Raw genomic sequence first — 5169 nt, forward strand, 5'->3', positions numbered from 1 at the left:
CGGAATGGGTCCGATCCCCTCCACGACCGCGGGCTCGACTCCGTCAAGCCCAGGATCGAGGAGGGCGAGGACCGGGACGGTGACCGCAACGGTCGCGCGTATACCTTGCGCTGCAGCCGGATGCAGTCCGGTCTCACCCTCGATGAGGATGTCCGCGATCACGTCGGCACGGATCGGGCCGATGGTCCGCGTCTCCCCTTCCGAGGCGAGAATGGCTTTCGCCATCCGGGTGACCCGGCCCCAGATCGCCTGCGCTTCGACGGCGGGCATCAGGGCCATGACCCACGTCATGGCATCGTGATCGGGCTGCAGCACGACCCGACGCCTCCGCACGGCCGATTCGTACCGCTGCGTGAGTGTCGTGGAGCGAGCCGCCTCGATCAGTGCGCGCAGCTTGCGACGGAACGCGCCGACCGGCTGCTCCTCCGCCAGTCTGACCGCCTCCGGCAGGATCTGCTGATGGAACACCGGCTCCACTGTCTGGACGGCCTCGACCAGTAACCGGGCGTGCCTCTCCGTCATCCGCGCAGAGGCGAACGAGTCGAGAACCGTCGGAAACCGCTCGACGAGCGCCTCGCCCAGGGCGAGCATCGCAGCGACTTCGTGCTCCGTGATGCGGAGCGCGGCGGCGATCTCCAATCGCACCGATCGCTCCACGACGTCGGTGAGCACCCGCCCGGAACGTGCGGCATCCGCCAGCGCCTCTCGGCGGAATATGTTCACACCGATCAGCCGTTGTGCCGCCTGCATGGTGACCATGTCTGCGATCTCGATCAGGTGATCCAACGTATCGGGAGCCTCGACCCCGGCGCGCTCACGGGCCCGCCTCGAGTTCGGGCGGCTCGTCGCACGGGGCATTGTTGAGGTCGCAGCCAGTCCACGCTGCAGGCGTGAAGTCAGGATCCGGGGGCGGAAGCGAAGCATCGAAGAACATGGCTTCAGATTAGAACAAAGGTACGACATCGGACGCCCGCCAAGTCGCGGGCCGCAGTCGGCGGATAGCCTGAACACATGGCCTTCCATGCCCGCCCCGACGCGGCCGTCGACGCGCCCGGATCGCCATGATCCCGGTCGACGAGCACCTGGCAACGATCCTGGCCGCCGCGCCGTCGCTCGAGTCGATCACCGTACCGATCGCAGCGGCGCACGGCAGCACACTCCGCTCGGCGGTCAATGCGGCGGTGGATCTGCCGCTCTTCGACAACTCCGCCATGGACGGTTTCGCGGTTCGATTCGCCGACGTGGCCGGCGCAAGCGAGCAGTCCCCCGTGGTTCTGCGGGTCGTCGCCGACCTGCCCGCCGGCACCGCCCTCGACCCCGATCTCACCGGCGGCGAGGCCGCGCGGATCATGACCGGTTCGCCGGTGCCCACCAGCGCCGACACGATCGTGCCGTTCGAGGCCACAGCGGGCGGCCTCACCGACTCGCTCGTCTCGGTGCGGGTGCTGCAGGCTCCCCCACGCATCGGTGCGCACATCCGCCGGCGTGGCGAGGACTGCGCCGCGGGCGCGGAGCTGGTCGCTGCCGGTGTCGAGCTCGGGCCGCTGCAGCTGGCCGCGGTCGCCGCCGCCAACGTCGCCCACGTGAGCGTCTCGCGACGCCCGCGCGTCGCCGTCGTCTCCACCGGCAGCGAGCTCGTCGCTCCCGGCTCCGAGCTCGTGCGTGGCCGGATCCCCGAGTCGAACGCACTGCTGCTTGCATCGCTCTCCGCCCAGGCAGGGGCCGATGTCGTGCTCCAGACCACTGTCGGCGACGTCGACGACGACCTCCGCCGTGCCCTCGCCCACGCGACCGAACTCGGAGCGGATGCCGTGGTCACCTCCGGCGGCGTGAGCGCCGGCGCCTACGAGGTCGTCCGCAGCGCCGTCGAGGGCATGACGTTCACCAAGGTCGCGATGCAGCCGGGCAAGCCGCAGGGCTTCGCGGCCGGCCCCCCGCTCGTGTTCGGACTGCCTGGCAATCCCGTCAGCGCTGCGGTGTCGTTCGAGGCTTTCGTGCGACCCGCGCTACTCACGATGCAGGGACGCAGGCAAGTGCGTCGGCGGATGCTGCGTCTTCCCGCCGTCGAAGGCTGGCGGACGCCGCGCGGGCGCGTGCAGTACCTGCCGATCACCCTCGCGAATGGCGGCGTCGCTCCGGCCACGATGGGCGGGTCGCACTTGGCCGGTGGATTGGCGCGCGCCGAGGGCTACGCCGTGGTCCCCGCAACCGTCGACATCGTCGCCCCCGGCGACGTCGTCGATGTCATGCTCGTCTCGTGAGCGGACTCGCTGCGATCCTTCTCGCCGGCGGACGAGGCTCGCGCATGGGCGGCGTGAACAAGCCGCTTCTCGAGGTCGGCGGCACGACGCTGCTGAACGCCGCGATCGGCGCCGCGGAAGACGCCGGCTGCGATTCCATCGTCGCGGTGGGCGACCCGCTCGCCGGCGCCGATGCTTCTCCCGCGGTCACCTGGGTCCGCGAGGATCCGCCGTTCGGCGGACCGGCTGCGGCGATCCTGGCCGCGCTGCCGCTGGTCGCAGCATCCCGTGTCCTGGTCCTCGCGTGCGATCTGCCCGAGGTGAGGGCGGCGGTCCCGCTGCTGCTGGCTTCCCCGTTCGAGGGGGATGGGGCGTGCCTCGCGGACGAGGAGGGCCGCCTCCAGTGGCTCGCCGGCATCTACCGCACCGACGCGCTCCGCTCTGCCGGCGCCGGGCTCCCGCAAGCAGGGCAGGGCGCCTCCGTGCGCGCCCTGCTCGGCGAGCTGAGCATCACCGCCGTCGCGGCGTCCGACGACCTCGCGGCCGACATCGACACGTGGGACGATCTGAATCAGGCGCGAAGGAGGAACCCATGAGCGAGAAGCTGCCGCCCGAGGCGTTGGACGCGTGGGCGGAGGGGATGCGAGAGGAGTTCGGACTGGACGCCGACGACATCCCCATCACGGTGATCCTCGATCTGGCTCGCGATGTAGCCGTCGGAGTGGCCCGGCCGGCCGCACCGCTCGGCGCCTACGTCGCCGGACTCGTCGCGGGAAAGGCGGGCGGCACGCCCGAGCAGGTGCGCGCCAGCGTCGCGAAGATCACAGCTCTCGCGGCGGACTGGAAACCCGAGAGCTGATCAGGACGCAGGCTGACGGCGCTCCAGCCGCACGATGACGGACTTGGATGTCGGCGTGCCGCTGACGTCGGCGACGGAGTCGAGCGGGACGAGCACGTTGGTCTCGGGGTAGTAGGCGGCCGCGTTTCCGCGTGGCGTGGAGTAGGAGACGATCCGGAACTCCTCCGCGCGCCGTTCGCTGCCGTCGCGCCATTCGGAGACGAGGTCGACGATGTCGTTCTCCTCGAAGCCGAGCTGCTGGATGTCCTTCGGGTTCACGAGGATCACGCGACGCCCACCGTGGATGCCGCGATATCGGTCGTCCTTGCCGTAGATCGTGGTGTTGTACTGGTCGTGCGAGCGCAGAGTCTGCAGCAGCAGGCGGCCACGCGGGATGAACGGGTACTCGAGCGGGTTGGCCGTGAACACAGCCTTCCCCGTCGGGGTGGCGAAGCTGCGGCCGTCGCGCGGGCCGTTCGGCAGGAACAGCGTGCGACCCTTCTCGATCCTGCTCTCGAAGTCGTCGAAGCCGGGGATGACCGCGGCGATGTGCCGACGGATCAGGGCGTAGTCGGCTTCCAGAGCCGCCCAGTCGGCATGCGGAACGGAATTCGGACGCCCACCGTGCTCGGGTGCGGGATGACCGTGTTCCACCGCCGGCGCGTCCGACTGGATTCCCTCGTGCTCCGGCTGACCGAAATCGACATCCGCCGCGGTTGTGGCGTCGATCTGCGGCTCGAAACGGCTCCCGGCATCCGTACCGAACAGCAGGGCGCACAGCCGCGCGACGATCGCCACCTCGCTGAGCATGTCCTCGGAGGGCGGCACAAGCCGCCCGCGAGAGGCGTGCACCGCGCTCATCGAGTCCTCCACCGTGACACGCTGCTCCCCCCCGCCGCGGATGTCGCGGTCGGTGCGGCCCAGCGTCGGCAGGATGATGGCACGCTTGCCGGTCACGACGTGGGAGCGATTCAGCTTCGTGGACACCTGTACCGTGAGATCGACGTTCTGCAGGGCGGCCTCCACGACTCTGGTGTCGGGAGTCGCCGAGACGAAGTTGCCACCCATCGCCATGAACACCCGCGCTCTGCCGTCGCGCATGGCACGGATCGCTTCGACCGTGTCGTGTCCGTGCGCCCGCGGCGCCGTGAACCCGAACTCGCGGTCCAGCGCGGCGAGGAAGTGCTCCGACGGCTTCTCGTAGATGCCCATCGTGCGGTCGCCCTGCACGTTCGAGTGACCGCGCACCGGGCACACGCCCGCGCCCGGCCGGCCGATGTTGCCCTGCAGGAGCAGCACGTTCACGACGTCCCGCAGCGTGGCCACCGCGTGCTTGTGCTGCGTCAGCCCCATCGCCCAGCACACGATCGTGGCCTTCGAGGTGCGCACGCGCTCGGCCACGCGGCGCAGCGCCTTCTCAGGCACCCCCGTCGCGGCGACCAGCTCGCGCCAGGGCACCGCGCCCACCTCGGCGGCGTACTGCGCGAAGCCGGTCGTGTGCGCGTCGATGAACTCGGAGTCGAGCACCCCACCCTCACGCTCCTGGACCTCGAGCAGGTGCTTTCCGATCGCCTGGAACAGCGCCTGGTCGCCTCCGAGCCGGATCTGCACGAACTCGTCCGCGAGCTTCTTGCCGCCGAGGATCACGCCTCTCGGCGTCTGGGGGTTCTTGTAGCGGATCAGCGCGGCCTCAGGCAATGGGTTCACGGCGACGATCGTCGCCCCGTTGTCTTTCGCCTTCTCCAGCGCGCTCAGCATGCGGGGGTGGTTCGTGCCGGGGTTCTGGCCGGCGACGATCAGCAGGTCGGCCTTGTGGATGTCCTCGATCGACACCGTGCCCTTGCCGATCCCGAGCGTCTCGGTCAGCGCAGAACCCGACGACTCGTGGCACATGTTCGAGCAGTCCGGCAGGTTGTTGGTGCCCAGCCCGCGCACGAGCAGCTGATACAGGAACGCCGCCTCGTTCGAGGTGCGGCCCGAGGTGTAGAAGATCGCCTCGCTCGGATCATCCATGCCCCGCAGCGCATCGGCGACCTCGCGCAGCGCGTCGTCCCACGAGATCGGGCGATAATGCGACGCACCCTCATCCAG

The 5169-nt window shown here is 69.9% G+C and carries 5 protein-coding genes; 3 read left to right on the top strand and 2 right to left on the bottom strand.

Annotated elements, in window-relative coordinates:
• Positions 1-786: DUF222 domain-containing protein (locus VFX99_RS14890; RefSeq protein ID WP_329667076.1), on the bottom strand; the 786-nt coding region annotated here is incomplete at its 3' end.
• A gap of 275 nt (positions 787-1061) precedes the next feature.
• Here VFX99_RS14890 and glp point away from each other — a divergent pair.
• Genes glp through VFX99_RS14905 form a run of 3 tightly spaced genes read left to right on the top strand, consistent with a single transcriptional unit; the run spans position 1062 to position 3099 of the window.
• Entirely contained in the window at positions 1062-2261 is a 1200-nt protein-coding gene (gene glp, locus VFX99_RS14895; protein WP_329667077.1) for a gephyrin-like molybdotransferase Glp, read from the top strand.
• On the top strand, positions 2258-2836 hold the full coding sequence (mobA, locus tag VFX99_RS14900; RefSeq protein ID WP_329667078.1) for a molybdenum cofactor guanylyltransferase: 579 nt from the start codon (positions 2258-2260) through the stop codon (positions 2834-2836). The genes glp and mobA overlap by 4 nt, the downstream gene beginning before the upstream one ends.
• Complete coding sequence (locus VFX99_RS14905; protein ID WP_329667079.1) at positions 2833-3099, top strand: DUF6457 domain-containing protein; 267 nt, start codon at positions 2833-2835, stop codon at positions 3097-3099. Before mobA ends, VFX99_RS14905 begins: the two co-directional genes overlap by 4 nt.
• On the opposite strand, the gene VFX99_RS14910 is transcribed toward VFX99_RS14905, so the two are convergent.
• Positions 3100-5169 (bottom strand): FdhF/YdeP family oxidoreductase (locus VFX99_RS14910; RefSeq protein WP_329667080.1); only part of this gene is annotated, 2070 nt, incomplete at its 5' end.

It is taken from the genome of Microbacterium sp., assembly GCF_036277215.1.
GTDB lineage: Bacteria > Actinomycetota > Actinomycetes > Actinomycetales > Microbacteriaceae > Microbacterium.

Coding starts and splice junctions, on each gene's coding strand:
- glp (WP_329667077.1), top strand. CDS start 1,062: ATGATCCCGGTCGACGAGCACCTGGCAACGATCCTGGCCGCCGCGCCG.
- VFX99_RS14905 (WP_329667079.1), top strand. CDS start 2,833: ATGAGCGAGAAGCTGCCGCCCGAGGCGTTGGACGCGTGGGCGGAGGGG.